This window comes from Glutamicibacter sp. ZJUTW (assembly GCF_008370855.1).
Classification (GTDB): domain Bacteria; phylum Actinomycetota; class Actinomycetes; order Actinomycetales; family Micrococcaceae; genus Glutamicibacter; species Glutamicibacter nicotianae.
Window position 1 is genome coordinate 369,581 of sequence record NZ_CP043624.1, and the last position, 18,196, is coordinate 387,776.

An 18,196-nucleotide genomic window follows, 5' to 3' on the forward strand; every position below is an offset into this window, starting at 1 on the left:
ATCATCCGTGAGGGCGATGCCCGCAGCTGTATCCGGACATTAGAGTCGAGGATATGCAGGCAGGTCAAGACGACACATTCGAGCTGGAAACCAGGGGCCTGGCTATCGGCTATCCCGGCCGGGTAATCTGCGGGCCAATCAACCTGAGGCTGTCTCCGGGCGCTGGCATGGGAATTATCGGAGCCAATGGCAGCGGGAAGTCGACACTGATCCGCACAATCCTGGGGCATCTCATTCCGCTTGAAGGCAGCGTCTCGTTCCAAGGCCTTCCCGTGGATGAAAGCTCGGCGCATTTTCGCCGTACCGTCGCCGTCCAGGTCACCGATGGCGCATTCTTCGACGAACTTACGGTGCGCGAGCATCTGGAAATGGTCGCTCGCGGGCACGGACTTCACAACTGGGGCCAGGCTGTCCAAGCAGAACTCGACTTCTTTGAAATCACTGCCGTTGCCGGTCATCTGCCCGGCGAGCTGTCTTCCGGCCAGCGTCGCAAGCTGCTGCTGGCCGCGGTCCTGATCCGCCCGGCAGAATTGCTGATTCTCGACGAACCGGAACAGCGCCTGGATCTGCGCATCAGGCACAAGCTCTACCATCGGCTCGCCGGGTTGCGCGGCGGCGGAACAGCGTTGCTGGCGGTGACTCACGATCCGCTCATGCTGCGAAGCTGCATGGACCGGGTACTGCTGCTGGACGCCGACGAGGGCGAGTTGCTTGATCCGCACCGAGGGGCGCAGTGGCTTGAACGCTAGTCCAGCCGCCAGCCAAAGGGTTGCCTTCGATCCGCGCGAACTGCTCCGTCGAGCCAGGAAGCGCAGGAACTTCGCCGAGAAATTCGACAGCTTTTCCGATGCCTATGTCTGGGTGCTGGCCGCGTTGATTGCGTTGGCCTACCTCTTCAGTGCGCTCTTCGGCATGCTGTTCGTGCTCCTGGGCGAAGGCGTAGCCCACCAAGAGCTGCCCAGCGCCGTGTGGCGCATGCAGGATCTGTCCTTCGTGCTTTTGATGCTGTCAGCTTTGGCAATCTTCAGGCTCATGATTTATCTGGGACCGTGCGGGCTTAGCGCGGCCAAGGCCGACTGGTGGCTGCCGCTGCCGGTCACGCTCCGGGCAATCCGCCGACCGGCGTGGCGAAATGCGATGCTCACTGGGCTCTTCGCAAGCAGCTTCGCAGGCGCGCTGTGGCTGATCGTGATGCTGGGGCTGGCCGGATCGCTCCCGCTTCCAGTCGCTGTCCTGGGGCTCGCCTGCTTTGCGGCGGCCGGGGCAGGGCTTGCCAACGCGGCCACGGCGATCCAAGCAATGAACCGCCAAGCTGCTGCACGACGGATCTGCGATGGGGTGGGCCTCGGACTGCTCACCGCAGTGGCGGTGTTGTGGTTGCTCTTGCTGTTCCAGATTCCTTGGGCGCAGGATCTGGTTGGCGCAGTGGCTGCCGCCACATTGGATCCGGCGGCGTGGCTGTTCGCCTTGCTTGTCGTCCTGGCATTGGGCGCGGTGAGTACGTATTGGGCGTATCGCCATGTCGAACGGATTCCGGGCCCGGCCTTGCGCTTGGCAGGAGAGCACCAGCAACTGGCCATGGGGACGTTGATGCAGGGCGACTCGCGGGGCATCGCAGCTCCGGCGCAGTCCGCCATCAGCCGCAGGATGACCCTGGGCAGCAAGCTCACCGCCGCATTGCCCGTGGCCTGGCGCATCCTCTGCCTGCGCTTGCTGCGGTCAGGCCGCTGGCATCCGGTGGCCGGATTCCTGCTCCTGGCTTTTTCGCTGGCCGCCACGGTCCAGCGGATCGCCAATCCGCTGAGTGCAGCGGCTTTCTACCTGGTGCTCTGCCTGATTCTGGCGTTCAGCATTTCCGCGACCATTGCCCCGCTGGTCTCGGAGAAACAGCTGACCCAGCCACTTGGGATATCGGAAGCAGCTCTGGTGCGGGAAGCAACGCTGTACGCGATGCTCTTCTCGGCCATCAGCCTGCTGCTGTTGACCGGAGGGCTGGGACTGGTTGGCATGATCCAGCTGGAGCGTATTTGGCTCTGGATCGCAGCAATCGTGGTTGCCGCGTTGGGATGCGCTGCTGCCAGCATTGCGCATGCAAGGAGAGCAGAACGCGATTGGTCCGCAGTACTCGGGGGAGCGACCAATGACGCGGCCATGGCCACACAGCTCTTCATGGAAACCGCTACGTTTATTCGGGCGGCCGCCACATTCTCGCCAATCTTCTGCCTGGTGCTCAGCCCGGCTACTCCCATTCCCCCATTGCTGTGGGTTGCCGCGATGCTCTTCGGCGCAAATTCGCTGATTCACGTTGCCGGCAGGAAACGGGGAGGAGCGGCGTAGATGGTCTTGTACGATGAACGACATGATTTCCATCTATAAGCCCGATGAGCTGTCCATGGATTTGCTCTACTCAATCTTGAAATTGCGGGCCGACGTCTTCATCGCCGAGCAGCGCTCGTGCTGTCCGGACATTGACGGCCGCGATCTGGATGCCGGCACGGTGCACCTGGTTGTTGCCGAGGACGGAAAAGTGCTGAGCACGGTTCGAATCATGGATATCGACAGCTGCGCTCCGCGCATTGGGCGCGTTGCGACGGCAGCGGAGGCCCGCGGCCGCGGCCTTGCCGGGGAACTCACACAACGTGCCGTGGACCTGTGCGCCCCGGATGCTCAGATCCAGCTTAGCGCCCAGACCCAGCTGGAGGGCTGGTATGGCAAGTTCGGGTTCCAGCGTTCTGGGGAAGACTGTGATGACGACGGGATCATGCATTTGCCGATGATCCGCGCAGGGCAGGGCATTCCAGCCTAGAAAAGACCGAGGCATCGGTTCTCCACACGCTGGCTGGCGCGTTCAGAACCGATGCCTTGGCTGTTCTAGGAATCCTCGTCTACTGGGTAACTGGCTGGCCCTGCGGATCGGGCTTGCCAGCGTAGTAGCTGGAGAGCACCTTGTCCTTCAGTTCGAAGAAGGTTCCGTCTTCGATGGCCTGGCGCGCGGACTCGACCAGCGAAACAGTGAACTGCTCATTGTGGATGGAAATCAACGTGTGGCTGAGCAGTTCCTTGGACTTGTACAGGTGGTGGATGTAGGCACGGGTGAAGTTTCTGCAGGCATAGCACTCGCAGCCTTCCACCAGTGGGGTGAAGTCGCGCTTGTAGCGTGCACCTGAAAGGTTGAAGCGGCCCCAGGGGGTATAGAACGCCGAGTTGCGGGCCACGCGGGTGGGCGAGACGCAGTCAAAGGTGTCAGCGCCGTTCTCAATGGCGGTGAAGATGTCATCCGGCTCGGAAATGCCCAGCAGGTGGCGTGGCTTGTTCTCGGGCAGTTCTTCGGCGCACCAGCCGACGATGGTTCCCAGGTTCTCCTTTTCCAAGGCGCCGCCGATGCCGAAGCCGTCGAAGGCCATGGCTCCCAGATCCTGGCAGGCCTTGCGGCGCAGGTCTTCGTACTGGGCGCCCTGGATGACTCCGAACAGCGCCTGGTAATCCTTGCCCGCCCGGGAATCTGTCAGGGCGAAGTGCTCGGCAATGCAGCGCTCGGCCCAGCGCCGGGTGCGCTCCAGGGACTCGACCTGGTAGCCGCGGGAATTCTGCAGGGTGGTCAGCTCGTCGAAGGCGAACATGATGTCCGCGCCGATCTGGTGCTGCACGCCCATGGAGATCTCAGGGGAGAAGCGGTGCTTGGTGCCGTCGAGGTGGGACTTGAACCAGACGCCGTCCTCATCCACATTGGCCAGGCGTTCCTTGCCCGGAGCCACAGCATCATCCGGACCCGACTGGTCGACGGACTTCATGTCGATGACCTTCTTGAAGCCCGAACCCAGGCTCATGACCTGGAATCCGCCCGAATCGGTGAAGGTTGGACCTTCCCAGCCCATGAACTTGCCCAGGCCACCGGCCTCATCGAGGATGTCCGCCCCCGGCTGCAGGTACAGGTGGTAGGCATTGGACAGCACTGCCTGCGCGCCAAGCTCCTCGACCTGAACGGGGGTGACCGCCTTGACGGTGGCTTTGGTGCCTACGGCAATGAACGCTGGCGTCTTGATTTCGCCGTGCGGGGTACGGATCACGCCGGTACGCCCGAGCATCGGGGAACCGTCTTCAGCGGTCAGCCGGGTTCCGACTTCAAAGCCGAATTCGTTCTGGCGGGCATGCGGGGCACTGGGGTCAAAGTTCTTTTCGGGCACGTAACAAGTTTGCCGTATTAATCGCGCGGTGAGGAAAACGACAGGGTCAATGTGCGCCAAAACCTAACGTGTCACAAGGCAAAGCGCGAATAATGGGGCATACGTGTTGTGTCCAACGCGACGGAAGGAAGATGTGGCCCTGCAGAATCTGAAGGAGTCCGCCAAGGCGCTGGTGACGCTGGGGCCTGCCCGCAAAGACCACTGGATCGGCTTGCGCACTGGCGTAGGTGTTTTTGCGCCACTGCTTGCCCTTTTCGCGATTGACCGGCTGGACCTGGTGGTCTTTGCCGTTTTCGGTGCCTTCACCGGCGTGTATGGGCGCGTGGATGGCTACTGGAACCGCTTGCGGATGCAGGTCCGTTCCGGTGCCTTGTTCTTCGCGGTGATTGCCTTGGCGCTGGCCGCTTCCCACTGGTGGATCGACCATTCGGACCCCGGGATCAAGCAGTGGCAAGTCGTTGGTGCGACGACCCTCGTTGCCGGTGCCTGTTCGGTGCTGGTCGGTTTCATGCGGTTGCGGCCTGGCGGTTCGCTGTTCCACATCTTCGCCTTTGCGGCGATTGCCTCGATTCCTGGGCCCGTGCCCTTTGGCGAGGCCCTGCTCGTGGCGGGCTTGACGATCTTGCTGTCGATAGCCATCGGCGCTGCCGGGGCGCTCGGGCAGTGGACCAGCCTGTGGAAGCGCACCCCGTTGCCGCCGCTTTCGGATAACGTCCGCAAAGCCATCTGGTGGGAAGGGCTGTTCTATATCCTGACGGCCGGCGTCGCCGGTGCCCTGGCCAATACCTTGGGCAACAACCTGGAAGCCGGGCACAACTACTGGGCGATGGTGGCCGCGGTGGTTCCCCTGGTTGGGCACACCACTAGCCTGCGCATCCGGCGCGGCATGCACCGTATGCTCGGCACCTTGGTGGGGGTGATCCTGATGGCGATCTTGATCTTCCTGAATCCGCAGGTGTGGATCCTGCTTGCCTTCATCGGCTTCTGCCAGTTCATGGCCGAGCTGCTGGTCATGCGCAACTACTTCTTGGCGCAGGTCTTCATTACCCCGATGGCACTGGTAGGCGTCTCGCTGGCCACAGGCCTGAGCGGCTGGGTTATGTACGACCGCGTGGTCGAAACACTGATCGGCTGCATCGTGGGCATGCTCGGCGTGCTCTTGGGAAGCTGGGTCGGATCGATCGTCAAGCGTCGTCAGGGAATCGTCCCCAAGGGCGGAAAGCAGAACTAGATATTCACTCCGACGTGGGCTAATGCCTGACGGAGAATATTTTCACGGCCGCCCGCGAACTCGCCCTGGATATCCGAGCTGAGCGCTTCGGTTGGCGAAAGCCAGGTCAGTTCCAAGGCGTCGGAGCGCGGGCTGGTCTCGCCGCGGACCGGCACGATGTAGCACATGGACACTGCGTGCTGGCGATCATCGGTCAGGCCGGTTTCGCTCGGCGCCGGGAAGTACTCGGCAACGGTGAATGGCACCGGTGAGGCCGGAAGCTGCGGCAGCACCATGGTGCCCAGATCCTTTTCGATGTGGCGGATCAACGCTGCGCGAATGGTCTCGCGGTACATCACCCGGCCCGAAACGAAGGTGCGCAGCATGCGGCCATCGTCATCGCCGGTCAGCAGCAGGCCCACCTCGTTGACGTAGCCCAGCGGATCCAGGCGCACGGGAATGGCCTCGACGTAGAGCATCGGCAGGCGCTGGCGTGCCTCGTAGAGGTCTTCCTCGGAGAGCCATCCAGGGTATGGGTCAGGTGTGCGCACGTTCATGGTTCTATCTTGGTACACAAACCCTCGACATTCCATGAAGCTGGATCTGTGTTGCCGAACTCACTGATGCGGATTTCCCGCAACCCTAGTGCGCCGCATTCCCAAGCGATAAAATCGGTAGAGCTATTTGAATTTCTAGTCCGGCGAACAGCTGCAGGCATCAAATGGCATTTCCTTTTTCCGAATCCTCGTGGAAGCAGATTCCTGCCGTGACGAACGCTCCAGAACGACTGAGCAAACAGAATTTCACCACGATTGCGGTGCTGATTGTTTCCAGCTTCGTGGTCATCCTGAACGAAACCATCATGAACGTGGCCCTGCCTGTGCTCATGGTTGAATTCAATGTCACCGCTGACGCAATCCAGTGGCTGTCAACCATCTTCATGCTGACCATGGCCGTGGTCATTCCGATGACCGGCTTCTTGCTGCAGCGGCTGAGCATACGCAATGTCTTCGTCTTGGCGATGGGCCTATTCACCCTCGGCACCCTGCTGGCTGCACTCGCGCCGGGTCTGGGCGTCCTGCTGCTGGCCCGTGTCATCCAGGCCAGCGGCACCGCCATCATGATGCCGCTGCTGATGACCACCATTTTGCATCTGGTCCCGGCCGAGCGCCGCGGCGTGCTGATGGGCAACGTCTCCATCGTGATTTCCGTAGCTCCGGCCATCGGCCCGACGCTCTCCGGCCTGATCCTGCAGTTCCTCTCGTGGCGCTTCATGTTCATCGTGATCATCCCGATTGCGGTAGCAGCCCTGCTGATCGGTACCCCGCGGCTGTCCAAGGACGTCGACGGCGCCTCGGCTCCGCTGTCCATTCCTTCCTTGATCCTGGCGATCCCTGGATTCGGCGGCCTGGTCTACGGACTGAGCGGCCTCTCGGCAGGAATCACCCCGCTGAACCTGGGCATCCTGGTCGGCGCGGTCCTGTGCCTGGTCGCCTTCGTCTTCCTGCAGCTGAACCTGCAGAAGGAGGACAAGGCGCTGCTGGATTTGCGTCCGCTGAACTACAAGGATTTCACCCTTTCGCTGGTGCTGATGATGTTCTCGATGATCTCGCTGTTCGGCGTGATTATCCTGCTGCCGATGTTCTTCACCAACGTGCTGGGCATTGAGACCCTGACCACCGGCCTGATCATGCTTCCGGGCGGCCTGCTGATGGGCATCCTCGCACCGATGGTCGGCAAGCTCTACGACAAGGTCGGCGCCCGTCCGCTGATCGTTCCCGGCGCCCTGGTGCTGCTGGTATCGCTGCTTGGCTACGCCATGATCCTGAACGCGGATACCCCGATTTGGCTGCTGGTTGTCATGCACCTGGTGATGAGCTTGGGCCTGGCCTTCATCTTCACCCCGGCGTTCACCACTGCGCTGAACCCGTTGCCGCACAGCCTGCACTCGCATGGTTCGGCCCTGCTGTCCACCTTGCAGCAGTTGGCTGGCGCCATGGGCACCGCGCTGCTCGTTGGCGTTGTCGCCGCGGCCACCGCCTCGAAGATCGCGGACGGCGTCGACCCGCTAACCGCTTCGGTTGAAGGGTTCCAGCCCGGCTTCCTGGTTGGTGCCGCCTGCAGCGTGGGCATCGTGGTCATCGGCTTCCTGCTCGGCGGGAAGAACAAGTCCGTTGCCGCTGAAGCCGAACCTGCAAAGGTTCCGAGCCACTAGGCAGCAGAAGCGTACGATAGCCGCTGGATCCCATCATGGGATCCAGCGGTTTTTCCATGCCTGCTGGCAAGCTTCTTCGCCTGGACGCAACTGGCCAGTAATGTAGATCACAGGTTCACTGTCTACGAAGGAGCAAGCATGCAGTTGCAGGATTCAGTCGCACTCGTCACCGGCGGCCTATCGGGATTGGGGCGTGCCACGGCGCACACGCTGGCCGCCCAGGCCAAGCACGTGGTGGTGCTCGACCTGCCGCGCGAGGACGGCGATGAAATTGCGGCTGAGATCGGGTCGAATGTCCGCTTCGTGCCTGCCGATGTCACCGACGCGCAGCAGGTGGCCGCCGGCATCGAACGTGCCAAGGAACTGGGCACTCTGCGCGTGCTGGTCAATTGCGCCGGTGTTGCCACCCCGGGAAAGGTGCTGGGCCGTGACGGGGTGCTGCCGCTGGAACGCTTCGCCAAGGTGCTGGACATCAATGTCAACGGCACCTTCAACGTGATCCGCCTGGCCGCAGAAGCCATGGCGCATAGCGAAGCGCTGAACGACGAACAGGGAACCACCGAACGCGGCGTCATCATCAACACCGCGTCGGTGGCCGCCTTTGACGGCCAGATCGGACAGCCCGCCTACGCGGCGTCCAAGGGAGCCGTGGCCGCGATGACCCTTCCCCTGGCCCGAGAGCTGGCAAGCCACCAGATCCGCGTCATGACCATCGCGCCGGGCATTTTCCATACGCCGATGATGGCAGGATTGCCGCAGGCAGCCCAGGACTCGCTCGGTGCCCAGGTGCCGCATCCATCGCGCCTGGGACGTCCGGAAGAATACGCGGCCTTGGTGGAGCATATCGTGGCCAATCCGATGCTCAACGGCGAAACCATTCGCCTTGATGGCGCCATCCGCATGGCACCGCGTTAAGCATTCGTGGCGGGCGTGGCAGAACCTAGAATTCTACGGTTTTGCCGCGCTGCGCCCGGTGCTCGGCATGGATGATTTGGAACCGGCGGTTCTCGGCCATCAGGAACACCAGCAGGGCCATGAAGATCCAGACCGCGCAGACCCACAGCGGCGCTGAATCATTGAGCCAGCCCTGGATGGCGGCAGCAATCATGCAGATCCCGTAGCCGCTGGCCAAGGCATGGCGGCCGCGCTCCGAATGGGCGAAAGCGCCGGCGGCCACCGAGATTCCGGCAGTTATCAGGGCGGCCTGGATTCCGTGCTCGCCGTCATGCCAGCCGGCCGCGGCAAACCACAGCTGCAGGGCGTAAACCATGCTGGCACCTGCAAAGAAGCTGATCGGGGCGTCGGTGGCCCAACGCTCCAAGCGGTTGCGCGCAGTATTCTTGTTCAGCTGCAGTACGCCGTACAGGGAGAGCAGCGAAGCGATGGTCGCCAGGATGGCAGCGCCGACGGGCATGAAGCCGGACGCCAGAGTGATGGCGGACGCCATCAACGCTGTTGCCGGGATCGAGTAGATGGAAATGATCCGCTGGCGCCGGGCCGACAGCTGGTCGCTGCGCAGCGAGAACGCTGCGCTGAGGACCAGCGCGATGGCAAGTGCCGGCCACAGCACCGAGTGCACCAGGCTGGTATCCAGCAAGCTGGCTTCGGCTCGTCCATGCAATCCGGAAGACAACGCCAAAGTGGTCAGCAACAGCAGCAGGCCCGAAGCGCCCAGCAGATATCCGCGGATCTTGTCGAAGGGCTCCACCACAGGGTTGGGGCGATGATCCGGCGGTGCATAGGGCAACTCGAAGGAGGTCCGTTCGCTGGCCGATGCCATGGCGGAACGGGCCGAGGCCACGAGGGAATCAAGTTGCGGGGTCGACTCGTGTTCGGCCATCTTGCCTTCATCCTTATGGGTCACGGGATATTGGGCACCAGCTTAGGCCAGTTCCTCCCACATGAGAAGGGGTTATTGAGCTGAAGGGGCTTCCGTCAGCCGTTGTTCACTGCTGAAGCTGCGTTCGGCGCCGGTCAACGGATCGGTGAAGGAAATGGTGTGCGCCAGCAGCTGCAGCGGGCGCCGGTAGTCATCAGGAGCCAGATCCCACAGCCGGGGATAGAACGCATCATTGATGATGCCCAGGCCCAGGGAAGCCAAGTGGATCCGCAGCTGATGGGTCTTGCCCGAATGCGGTTCCAGATCCATCAAGGCAACCTCGGTCCCGGAATGGAAACCATGGCTGGTTCCAATGGTCTCGACCTTGATCAGGGTCTGGGCATTCGGCTCGCCTTCTTCCACAATTGAACGCAGCTGGCCCTTGACCTTGGACATCCGGTTTTCGAAAACCAGCGGCATGCGCTGCAGCAGATCGCGCAGTTCGGATTCAGTCTTGACCTGGGAATGCCCGCCGTTGGGGTGCAGCACGCGTCCGGTTTCCAGTCCTTCACCGGGCTGCAGGGCGACGACCGCCTTGTAGCGCTTGGCAATCTCCCGGCGCTCGAAAAGCATCTGGTAGGCGCCCCGAGTCTGCGGATTCACCGCGAAAAGAATGACGCCGGCGGTGGCGCGGTCCAGCCGGTGCATCGGCACCAGGTCGTCGATGCCGGTCTGGTTGCGCAAGCGCACCAGCGCTGATTCCTGGATGAAGCGTCCACCGGGTGTGGTGGGGAGGAAGTGCGGCTTGTCCACGACCATCAGGTGCTCGTCCTGGTGCAGGATTCTGGCCTCGAAGGGGATCGGGGTTTCTTCCGGCAAGGAGCGGTAGTACCAAATGAATTCATGCTCGCCCAGGGGAGTCTGGCGGGTGAGCGGAGTGCCGCCCAGGCCAACGATTTGCTGCTCATCGAAGCGGCGCAGAATGCCCTCGGGATCGACATGGCCAAAGCGTTCGAGCAGATAATCGGCGACAGTTGCCCATGAACCGGTCCGCGGGAGTCGAAGCCGAGTTGCATTGACGCCGTTGCGAACGGGAAGCGGGGATTCCATAGCCATATGGGATATTCTCCCATCTTTGCCGGGAGCACGCTGATCCGCGGCCTCAGCTGCGCGGTGCCGGCTGGCAGGACGGGCAGAGGTAGCAGTCGCGTTCTGGCCCCGAGTCCTCGGCGGCGATCTTCAAGACCTGGATGGTGGTGCCGCAGCGCAAGCAGGGCTTGCCGGCGCGTCCATACACCCAATAGGGCTCGCGGGTGCGCGCCAGGCCGGTGGTGACCCGGCGCGGCCGGTCCTTGTTGACCTCCAGCAGGCGCCGGGACATCTCGATGGCTTTCTCCAGGCCCACCACCTGCCCCACCAGAGTGAGCGGATGCAGCCGGGTGAGGAACAGGACCTCGCTGCGGTAGATGTTGCCGACCCCGGCCATCAGCCGTTGGTCCAGCAGCGCCTCGCCGATGCCGCGCTGCGGCTGCGCGCGGAAGTTCGCGGCCGCCTGCTGCGCATCCCAATCCGTGCCGAGCAGGTCCGGGCCCAGATGGCCAACAAGTTCCTGCTCGTCGGCGGTGGGCACGAGCTTGACCTGGGCGATGTCGAATCCGACCGCGGTGATCCCGGTGAATTGCAGCACCACACGGGCAGTGTGGGCGGGGCGCTTGAAACGGTCGCCGGAGCCGTAGAGGTCCCAGCGGCCCTCCATCAGCAGGTGCGAATGCAGGGTCAGGGGAGGATGGTTGAAGGCAGGGTCTGGGTCCGTGGGCGGATGCAGGCGCACCAGCAGGTGCTTGCCGCGCGGGACGACTTCGGACACCATGTACCCGGCCAGGTCCACGGTGGACAGCGACGGAACCCGGAAGTCCGAGCGAACGATGGTTTTTCCGGCCAGCGCGCGGTGCAGCCGGGCGGTGGCCCGGTAGACGGAATCTCCTTCTGGCATGCGTCCTCCCTAGAATCAATCCAGGAACCCATCGTACGGTGCAGCCGTGACGAAGCGCAGTTCGTCACGGCCGTGGCCTACGCTGGGCGCATGAGCATTGCAGCAAAAGAGCAGATCGATCCAACCTAACCGACCGTCTATGCCGAGGACTTGGCAGTCGGGGACATAGTTGATTTGGGCTCGTACAAGATGACCGCGGAGGATCTGCACGCGTTCGCCACGCAGTGGGATCCGCAGCGTTTCCACACTGACGAGGAATTTGCGCAGCAGGGGCATTTCGGCGGCATTATCGCTAGCGGCATCCACTCGTTGGCGATCTTCCAGCGCCTGGCAGTGCTGGGAGCCTACCGGCACTGGTGGGTGGTGGCCGGAAGGGCGATGGAGAATATCCAGTTCCATGCTCCGGTGCGTCCCGGCATGGAACTGCACGGGCAACTGGAAATCACCGATATCCAGTTCAAGCGCGAGGACCGGGCCCTGGTGACTCTGCATGGCTCGCTCGGCTGCGATGGGCAGGTTCTCTTCGAGGTCACCAATGCTGCCTGGATCTGGGGCAGGGCGCGCAAGTAGCGCCGGTGCTTGCCTGCGCTGCGGCTTAGCGCCGGAAGCGGATCCCCTGCGGGGTGGAATAGAATCCGGCCGCCAGCAGCGCGTGGGCGAGGGGGTGCTCAAGGACCGGCTCGCCGTTGACCGTGGCAATGGCCAGCTTGTCCACTGTCGCGGTGCGCAGCACGGCCACCAGATTTCCTGCCAGCAGCCGCCATGACTCTTCGCTTGGCTCGCCGAAAGCGAGCACGGTGCGCCCGCCGCGCTCCAGATAGAGCGCCAATTCTCCGTCCAGCAGACCCACGATCGCCCCGGCCTTGCGCCCCGGGCGGTGCCCGGTCTGCGTGGCCGGCCACGGCAGGGCCGCGCCGTAGGGGTTGGCCGGGTCCGTGGAGGCGAGCACCACAGCCTGCGGCTGGCGCTGCGGGTCATCGGGCAGGGTGAAGGTGCGCAGCCGGTCGATGGTGTTGGCGGTGGAGAACTGCGCGGCGCCGAGCTTCTCGATGAAGTAGCCGCGGCGGGCATGGCCCGCCTCTTCCAGCTTGGACAGCACCCGGTAGAGCTGGCCGAAGCCGCCGGGCACGGATTCGGCGGCCACCGAACCGCGGGTGAGCACCCCGTAGCGTTCAAGCATGATTTCCGCGGTTGCATGCGCTGCGATGGTCGGGTCCAGCGCAGGGGAGGGCAACAGCGCCCAGCGGGCCGAGCCGCGGGTATTGCGTGCCAGCTGTCCGGCCGCCTGTTCCCGGGCTAGCCGGGTAAGCCCGGAGAGCCGATTCAGCCGGGCGGCACGGGCACGCGGCGCCGGCTTGGCGATCTTGTGCGCGGTGGTGCCGCCAGCCAGGTAGCCGCGCACCGGGGCGAGGGTGTCGGGGGAGATGAACCCCGCCCAGAACAGCTGCCAGCAGGCCTCGGTGATCTCCTGCTCGGTGGGCGGCAGCCCCTCTTCCGAGTGCAGCCGGGCGGCGAGTTCCTGCACGAAGTAGGCCCCGGTAGCGTCGAAGGAATCAAGCACCCGGCGGGCCAGCGAATCCAGCTGGGACATGTCAGGGGCTGGCAGGCTCAGGGAGGCGAACTCTGCGGTGTGCAACGAAAGCCAGCCGTCCTTGCCGCCGGCGGCCCCGGCCCCGCAGATCAGCACGTCCCCGCTGCTGGTCAGCTCATCGAGCCACGATGCCTGGTAGCCGTGCAACCTGGCGGGCAGGATGAATGATTCCAGCGCCGAGGCAGGAACTTCAACCCCTGCCAGCTGGGTCAGCACCTCGTAGAGCCCGTCGCTGCCTTCCAGCCGGGAGCCCACCTGCTGCCAGGCGGGCAGAAAACGTCCGAACGTTGGCTGGTCCACCGGCTCCACCTCGGCGCGCAATGCGGCCAGCGAACGGGTGCGGATGGTGCGCAGCACCGAAACATCGCAGTATTCATCCCCGCTGATTCCAGGCGGGATCAGCTCCACCGGACGGAACGCGCCCAGCGACAGGCGGCCGGCCGCCACCAGCTGGTCGAGCACCGGGCGCAGCACCGCGACGCCCAGGCCGAGTACGGCGGACAGCTCGGAGAGCGTGAACGGGGCGTGGGTGCGGGCGAAGCGGGACACTAGGTCCTCAATTGGCTGGGCCGCCGGTTCGAGGAAGGCGGTGGGGATGCCGGTGGGCAGCGGGGTGCCCAGGGCATCGCGCAGCTTGCCCGCGTCCTCGATGGCCGCATAGGCCAGCTGCCCGGCGACCCGCAGGGTGAAGGCGCGGCGGGTGGCCACGAGGGATTCGGCATGGGCCCGGGCGGTCTCGGCATTCAGGGCTTCCTGCTCATCCTCCGTTGAGCGCAGGCGCTGAGCCAGTTGCTCTGCACTCAGCGGGCCGAGCAGGCGCAGCAGGTCCGCGGCGCCCTCCATCCCGGATAGCCGGCGGTTCGGCGCCAGGTGCTGCAGCTGCTGTTCAAGGGCGGCGATGACCTGCGGGTCGAGGATCTCGCGCACATCGTTGCGGCCCAGCAGTTCGCCGAGCAGGACCGGGTCCAGGCTCAGCGCGGTGGCGCGGCGTTCGGCCAGCGGGGCGTCGGTCTCATAGAGGAACTGGGCCACGTAGCCGAAGAGCAACGATTGGGCGAAGGGCGAGGGAAGCTCGGTGGTGACTTCCACCAGACGGATGGCGCGGGAGGAGACCTGGCCCAGGATCTCGGTCAGGGCCGGCAGGTCGTAGACGTCGTTCAGGCACTCGCGTACGGTCTCCAGGATGATCGGGAAATCCGGGTAGTTGCGGGCCACGTCCAGCAGCTGGCTGGCCCGCTGGCGCTGCTGCCACAGCGGGGTGCGCTTGGTCGGGTTGATCCTCGGCAGCAGCAGCGCTCGGGCCGCGCATTCGCGGAATCGCGCGGCGAACAGCGCCGAGTTGGCCACCTGCGAGGTGACCACGTCCACGATCTCATCGGCTTCGAAGGCGAAGAGGTCGGCACCCGGCGGCTCATCATCCATGGCCGGGATGCGCAGCACGATACCGTCATCCGCGGCCATCGCGGAGGCGTCCAGGCCCCAGCGTTCGCGCACGCGCGCCCCGATGGCCAGCGCCCACGGGGCGTGCACCGCCAGGCCGAAGGGCGAATGCAGGATGACCCGCCAGTCGCCCAGCTCATCGTGGAAGCGTTCCACTACGAAGTTCTGGTGGTTGGGCACCTGCCCGGTGGCCTGGCGCTGCTCGCCCAGGTAGTTCAGCAGGTTCTCGGCCGCGAAGGGATCCAGCCCGTGCTCGCGCAGCGCGGCGGCGGAGGCGCTGCGCTCGCCGGCCAGCAGCCCGGTAGTGAATTCGCCCAGCGCCGCTCCGAGTTCCACCGGGCGGCCCAGACCGTCGCCGTGCCAGAAGGGCAGCTTGCCGGGCTGGCCGAAGGCCGGGGTGACCAGCACCCTGTCGTGGGTGATGTCCTCGATGCGCCAGCTGGTGGCGCCCAGCGCGAACACGTCGCCCACGCGGGACTCGTAGACCATTTCCTCGTCGAGCTCGCCCACCCGCTTGGGGGCCTTGTCATCCTCGGATCCCGCAAGGAAGACGCCGAACAGCCCGCGGTCCGGGATGGTGCCACCGGAAATCACCGCGAGGCGCTGGGCGCCGGGGCGGGCGCTGAGCACTCCGGCATCGCGATCCCAGATCAGCCGGGGCTTGAGGGTGGCGAACTCGTCCGACGGGTATTTGCCCGCCATCATGTCCAAGGTCGCCAGGTACACGCTGCGCGGCAGCTGCTGGTAGGGCGCGGCCCTGCGCACGGTGTCGTACCAGGCTTCGACCTCAAGGTCCTCCATGGCCACCGCGGCCAGGGTCTGCTGGGCGAGGACGTCGAGCGGGTTGGCCGGCATGGCCATTTTCTCGATCTTGCCTTCGCGCATGCGGGTGACCACCAGTGCGGTAGAGAGCAGGTCCGCGCGGTGCTTGGGGAAGAAGATGCCCTGGGAGACCGAGCCGACCTGGTGACCGGCACGGCCCACGCGCTGCAGCCCGGAAGAGACCGAATTGGGTGATTCGACTTGGATCACCAGATCCACCAGGCCCATGTCGATGCCCAGTTCCAGCGAGCTGGTGGCCACCACGGCGCGCAGCTTGCCCAGCTTCAGGTCTTCTTCGATTTGGGCGCGGGCATCCTTGGAGACCGAGCCGTGGTGGGCCCGGGCCAGCAGCGGCGCCTCTGGGTTAGAGGCGGCGGTGGACCCGGCCTGGGCCATCAGCACTGCCGGTGTGGACGTGGAAGTATCCGCGGCGCTGAACCCCTCGCGTTCGGCATAGATCTCGTTCAGCCGCCCGGTCAGGCGTTCGGCCAAACGCCGGGAGTTGGCGAAGATGATCGTGGAGCGGTTCTCCAGCACCAGATCCACCAGCTGGTTTTCCACGTGCGGCCAGATGCTGGCCGAGGCCGCCGGGGAGGAACCGGGTCCCAGGTCGTGGGCGCCGGCCGCCGACGGCAAGTCGGTCATGTCCTCGACCGGGACCCGCACCGCGAGCTCCCACTTCTTGGTGGATTTCGGGCGCACGATATTTACTCGTGCCGAGCCTGCCAGGAACCGGGCGACTTCTTCGGGCGGTTCCACCGTGGCCGAGAGCCCGATGCGCTGGGCCGGGGCAGCAAGCATCGCGTCGAGCCGTTCCAGGGACAGGGCCAGGTGGGTGCCGCGCTTGGTATTGGCGATGGCGTGGACCTCGTCGATGATGACGGTATGCACCTGGTCCAAGGTTTTGCGGGCCTGGCTGGTGAGCATCAGGTACAGCGACTCGGGCGTGGTGATCAGGATGTCGGGTGGGTCCTTGAGCAGCTTGCGCCGGTCATTGGCCGGGGTATCTCCCGAGCGCACACCCACGGTGACCGATGGCTGGGAGAGCCCCATTTCGTGTGCGGTGGAGCGGATGCCGGCCAGCGGGGAGCGCAGGTTGCGCTCCACGTCCACGCCCAGGGCTTTCAGCGGGGAGATATAGAGGACCTTGGTTCCGGTGCCTGCCGGGTGGTCCGCATCGGATTCCATTCCGGGCAGCGCTGGCGCGTCGAGTTCCGCATGATGCAGCCGGTCCAGGGCCCAGAGGAACGCGGCCAGGGTCTTGCCAGAACCGGTGGGAGCGATGACCAGGGTGTGCTTCCCGTCGGAGATGGATTCCCAGGCGCCGCTCTGCGCCACCGTGGGCGCTGAGAACACGTCGGTGAACCACTTGCGGGTGGCTGCACCAAACCGGGAAAGCACATCACTCATGGAATCGATACTACGTTCTGGACTCGACAGTTCGGGAACAGGAACCGCCCAAACTGAAGCGGTGGCCAATTAGAACCCTGCTCAGGCATTCACATGAATCCGCCATGCCAATGGTTGTCGGAATAAGCGTTGGAATGAGTAATGCTTGCCATCGATTAGCGAAGCCAAAGCTATGTTGCGGGGTGCTGGGGGGCCGTTTCACATGCTCAGCTCGCGAGAATTCTTATCCTGCGGTAATTTCACGAAGGGCTGCGACGTGGCCAACGTATGCTCTGCGGCCTGCCTTCGTCAGCGAAACGCGCACATGGCTGCGGCCCAGCTTGGTGAATCGCTCGATGCCGACATAACCGGCATCGGCGAGCTGTTTGAGGTGCTTGCTCAGAACCGAGTCGGCGATATCGAGGAGACCGCGAAGGTGTGCGAATTCAGCCCACTGAACCGGAGCCAGGCTGGCACAGATGCGCAGCCGCAATGGAGCGTGGATTAATTCGTCGAACCGGGCGTCGCTAGACGACTTGGTCATTGCCGTCCTCCAGGCGCGCCATGTTGTAGGCAGCTTGGATCTTGGCCACCAAGAACATGCAGGATATAAAGGTGACAAGAATCTTCGCCACAACTTCCTCTGCCTGTGCCGCTTCCCAAAACCTCAGGCAATTGACCAGCAGGATGCCGAGGAAGAAATATCCTGCATAGGCGCCCGCCAGCAGGCTCGGGGTATCGGCCAATGTCCGTGGCTTTGCGCGACGGCGCCGGGCCAGCACGTACCAAAGGATCAACGGTATATACAGCAGTGCTGTCCAAAAAGCCTGGGGTGGGTAAGCCTGGAACAACGTGAGGACTACGGCCGAGACTGCGACCAAGGTGGTGGTGAAGCCGCGAGGACTCCCGGAAGTCTGGACCATCTCCTGTGAGTGCTGCTCGGCAGATTGCAACAGCTTGGCCGCGTGCTGTCCGTCCATGAAATCGCCTGATGAAGCCATGAATTACTCACTTTCCGTCACGGAAAGTCTCGCATTTCCATGTCAGAAAATCAAGGGATTGGCTTAAATGTGGTGGTACTTGCCGCCGGCCAGGATGTCCTGCGCCCGGTAGAGCTGCTCGGTGAGGATCAAGCGCACCAGCTGGTGCGGAAAGACCAGCTTGGACAGCGACCAGGTGAAGTTGGCGCGGGCATGCAACGTGGGATCCACGCCGTAGGCGCCGCCGATGATGATCACCACATTGCGCGAGGAATCGATCGGTGTGCGCAGGGTGTTGGCCAGCGCGGGGGAGTCCACGTTCTTCCCTCGTTCATCGAGCAGCACGACGAAGTCGCGGTCGTCGATCTTGGCCAGGATGCGTCCGGATTCATCGGTGCGCGCCGCGTCGTTCTCGCGCGAGGAGTGGCTCAGCAGCTGCCAGGAAAGGTCGAAGGGCTTCTTCAGCCGCTTCTCATAGCGGGAAATTCCCTCGTCCACCCAGGACTCGTGTTTCTTGCCAACTGCCAGCACCTTGATCGTCATGCTTCCATTG

At 64.0% G+C, this 18,196-nt stretch carries 16 protein-coding genes; 7 read left to right on the forward strand and 9 right to left on the reverse strand.

What is annotated here, in order from left to right; all coding sequences use genetic code 11:
* Positions 1-53: 53 nt before the first annotated feature.
* The 3 genes from F0M17_RS01760 to F0M17_RS01770 are packed head-to-tail and all read left to right on the forward strand — an operon-like array spanning position 54 to position 2,806.
* The gene (locus F0M17_RS01760; RefSeq protein WP_149596215.1) at positions 54-749 is read left to right on the forward strand and encodes an ABC transporter ATP-binding protein; all 696 of its coding nucleotides are present in this window, start codon (positions 54-56) and stop codon (positions 747-749) included.
* Positions 739-2,337, forward strand: coding sequence for a DUF6297 family protein (locus F0M17_RS01765; protein ID WP_149596216.1), 1,599 nt, complete (start codon positions 739-741; stop codon positions 2,335-2,337). Before F0M17_RS01760 ends, F0M17_RS01765 begins: the two co-directional genes overlap by 11 nt.
* Before the next feature lie 13 nt (positions 2,338-2,350).
* Entirely contained in the window at positions 2,351-2,806 is a 456-nt protein-coding gene (locus F0M17_RS01770; protein WP_149596217.1) for a GNAT family N-acetyltransferase, read from the forward strand.
* A 79-nt stretch (positions 2,807-2,885) separates the two neighbouring features.
* Here F0M17_RS01770 and tgt read toward each other — a convergent pair whose 3' ends face one another.
* Positions 2,886-4,184, reverse strand: a complete 1,299-nt coding sequence (gene tgt / locus F0M17_RS01775) for a tRNA guanosine(34) transglycosylase Tgt (protein WP_038992496.1) — start codon at positions 4,182-4,184, stop codon at positions 2,886-2,888.
* Positions 4,185-4,317: 133 nt separating this feature from the next.
* Between tgt and F0M17_RS01780 the strand changes: the two genes are divergently transcribed.
* Entirely contained in the window at positions 4,318-5,415 is a 1,098-nt protein-coding gene (locus tag F0M17_RS01780; RefSeq protein WP_149596218.1) for an FUSC family protein, read from the forward strand.
* Here F0M17_RS01780 and F0M17_RS01785 read toward each other — a convergent pair.
* Positions 5,412-5,951, reverse strand: a complete 540-nt coding sequence (locus tag F0M17_RS01785) for an NUDIX hydrolase family protein (protein WP_038992495.1) — start codon at positions 5,949-5,951, stop codon at positions 5,412-5,414. The genes F0M17_RS01780 and F0M17_RS01785 overlap by 4 nt on opposite strands.
* A 164-nt stretch (positions 5,952-6,115) precedes the next feature.
* On the opposite strand from F0M17_RS01785, the gene F0M17_RS01790 reads away from it, so the two are divergent.
* Positions 6,116-7,609 carry an MDR family MFS transporter gene (locus tag F0M17_RS01790; protein WP_246857112.1) on the forward strand — a complete coding sequence of 498 codons (1,494 nt, stop codon included), beginning with the start codon at positions 6,116-6,118 and terminating at the stop codon, positions 7,607-7,609.
* Positions 7,610-7,747: 138 nt separating this feature from the next.
* Positions 7,748-8,524, forward strand: coding sequence for a 3-hydroxyacyl-CoA dehydrogenase (locus F0M17_RS01795; RefSeq protein WP_149596219.1), 777 nt, complete (start codon positions 7,748-7,750; stop codon positions 8,522-8,524).
* A gap of 25 nt (positions 8,525-8,549) precedes the next feature.
* Here the strand turns inward: F0M17_RS01795 and F0M17_RS01800 are convergent, their stop codons facing one another.
* From F0M17_RS01800 to F0M17_RS01810, 3 genes are all read right to left on the reverse strand, one after another.
* Positions 8,550-9,449 (reverse strand): hypothetical protein, encoded by a 900-nt coding sequence (locus F0M17_RS01800; RefSeq protein WP_210416680.1) that lies wholly within the window; start codon positions 9,447-9,449, stop codon positions 8,550-8,552.
* Positions 9,450-9,521: 72 nt separating this feature from the next.
* Positions 9,522-10,544: a pseudouridine synthase gene (locus F0M17_RS01805; RefSeq protein WP_149596221.1), complete on the reverse strand. Its 1,023-nt coding sequence runs from the start codon at positions 10,542-10,544 to the stop codon at positions 9,522-9,524.
* A gap of 46 nt (positions 10,545-10,590) precedes the next feature.
* The gene (locus tag F0M17_RS01810) at positions 10,591-11,421 is read right to left on the reverse strand and encodes a DNA-formamidopyrimidine glycosylase family protein (protein ID WP_149596222.1); all 831 of its coding nucleotides are present in this window, start codon (positions 11,419-11,421) and stop codon (positions 10,591-10,593) included.
* A 189-nt stretch (positions 11,422-11,610) separates the two neighbouring features.
* On the opposite strand from F0M17_RS01810, the gene F0M17_RS01815 reads away from it, so the two are divergent.
* Positions 11,611-11,991 carry a MaoC/PaaZ C-terminal domain-containing protein gene (locus tag F0M17_RS01815; protein ID WP_149596223.1) on the forward strand — a complete coding sequence of 127 codons (381 nt, stop codon included), beginning with the start codon at positions 11,611-11,613 and terminating at the stop codon, positions 11,989-11,991.
* A gap of 25 nt (positions 11,992-12,016) precedes the next feature.
* Here F0M17_RS01815 and F0M17_RS01820 read toward each other — a convergent pair whose 3' ends face one another.
* The 4 genes from F0M17_RS01820 to F0M17_RS01835 form a co-directional block, all read right to left on the reverse strand.
* The gene (locus tag F0M17_RS01820; protein WP_149596224.1) at positions 12,017-16,684 is read right to left on the reverse strand and encodes an ATP-dependent helicase; all 4,668 of its coding nucleotides are present in this window, start codon (positions 16,682-16,684) and stop codon (positions 12,017-12,019) included.
* 223 nt (positions 16,685-16,907) lie between these two features.
* A complete protein-coding gene (locus tag F0M17_RS01825; protein ID WP_084083922.1) occupies positions 16,908-17,207 on the reverse strand; it encodes a transcriptional regulator in 300 nt (99 codons plus the stop codon).
* Positions 17,191-17,664 carry a hypothetical protein gene (locus F0M17_RS01830; RefSeq protein ID WP_149596225.1) on the reverse strand — a complete coding sequence of 158 codons (474 nt, stop codon included), beginning with the start codon at positions 17,662-17,664 and terminating at the stop codon, positions 17,191-17,193. Before F0M17_RS01830 ends, F0M17_RS01825 begins: the two co-directional genes overlap by 17 nt.
* 63 nt (positions 17,665-17,727) lie before the next feature.
* Positions 17,728-18,186, reverse strand: a complete 459-nt coding sequence (locus F0M17_RS01835; protein WP_210416681.1) for a 23S rRNA (pseudouridine(1915)-N(3))-methyltransferase RlmH — start codon at positions 18,184-18,186, stop codon at positions 17,728-17,730.
* Between the last annotated feature and the right edge of the window lie 10 nt (positions 18,187-18,196).

Excerpts from the sequence above, each read along its gene's own strand:
- F0M17_RS01760 (WP_149596215.1), top strand. The coding sequence starts at position 54 with ATGCAGGCAGGTCAAGACGACACATTCGAGCTGGAAACCAGGGGCCTG.
- F0M17_RS01770 (WP_149596217.1), top strand. The coding sequence starts at position 2,351 with ATGAACGACATGATTTCCATCTATAAGCCCGATGAGCTGTCCATGGAT.
- F0M17_RS01785 (WP_038992495.1), bottom strand. The coding sequence starts at position 5,951 with ATGAACGTGCGCACACCTGACCCATACCCTGGATGGCTCTCCGAGGAA.
- F0M17_RS01790 (WP_246857112.1), top strand. The coding sequence starts at position 6,116 with ATGGCATTTCCTTTTTCCGAATCCTCGTGGAAGCAGATTCCTGCCGTG.
- F0M17_RS01795 (WP_149596219.1), top strand. The coding sequence starts at position 7,748 with ATGCAGTTGCAGGATTCAGTCGCACTCGTCACCGGCGGCCTATCGGGA.
- F0M17_RS01800 (WP_210416680.1), bottom strand. The coding sequence starts at position 9,449 with ATGGCCGAACACGAGTCGACCCCGCAACTTGATTCCCTCGTGGCCTCG.
- F0M17_RS01805 (WP_149596221.1), bottom strand. The coding sequence starts at position 10,544 with ATGGCTATGGAATCCCCGCTTCCCGTTCGCAACGGCGTCAATGCAACT.
- F0M17_RS01810 (WP_149596222.1), bottom strand. The coding sequence starts at position 11,421 with ATGCCAGAAGGAGATTCCGTCTACCGGGCCACCGCCCGGCTGCACCGC.
- F0M17_RS01815 (WP_149596223.1), top strand. The coding sequence starts at position 11,611 with ATGACCGCGGAGGATCTGCACGCGTTCGCCACGCAGTGGGATCCGCAG.
- F0M17_RS01820 (WP_149596224.1), bottom strand. The coding sequence starts at position 16,684 with ATGAGTGATGTGCTTTCCCGGTTTGGTGCAGCCACCCGCAAGTGGTTC.
- F0M17_RS01825 (WP_084083922.1), bottom strand. The coding sequence starts at position 17,207 with ATGACCAAGTCGTCTAGCGACGCCCGGTTCGACGAATTAATCCACGCT.
- F0M17_RS01830 (WP_149596225.1), bottom strand. The coding sequence starts at position 17,664 with ATGGCTTCATCAGGCGATTTCATGGACGGACAGCACGCGGCCAAGCTG.
- F0M17_RS01835 (WP_210416681.1), bottom strand. The coding sequence starts at position 18,186 with ATGACGATCAAGGTGCTGGCAGTTGGCAAGAAACACGAGTCCTGGGTG.